1 protein-coding gene is annotated in these 437 nt (G+C 66.6%); it reads left to right on the top strand.

All coding sequences use genetic code 11. From position 1 onward, the window contains the following. Positions 1-437, top strand: a 437-nt coding sequence (locus M3175_RS24470; protein ID WP_251524610.1) for a hypothetical protein, incomplete at both ends; no start/stop codon positions are given.

A 437-nucleotide genomic window follows, 5' to 3' on the forward strand; every position in this document is an offset into this window, starting at 1 on the left:
CTCTCGACGCGGTCGGCAACCTCGCGGTGAGCATGGCGCGCCTCGGGCGCTTTGAAGAGGCGCAGGAACTCACACTGCGCTCGATCCCGAAAAACCGGGAGGAACGCGCGCCCGATACGGTGCGCGCGCTGATCACAGCATCGAATTATGCCGCAGAAGGCGGGCGCGAGGCCGAGGCGATCGCAATCGGCGAGGACGGCTATGCGCTGGCCGTCAAAAAAATGCCTGCGGATCATGCGATCCGCGCGCAGGTCGCATTCATCCTCGCTATCCATCTCGAGCGCGGCGGGCAGGTGGCGCGTGCGCTCACGCTGATGCGCGAAGCCGCCGCCATCTATGCCAAGCGCGAGGATGCGGAGAGCCCGCGCCGGCTGGGTGCAGACGTTTATCTGGGCGGGCTTGAGATCGCCAACGGAGCGCGCGAGCAGGGTTATGCG

The organism is Robertmurraya korlensis, from assembly GCF_023715225.1.
Lineage (GTDB): Bacteria > Bacillota > Bacilli > Bacillales > Cytobacillaceae > Robertmurraya_A.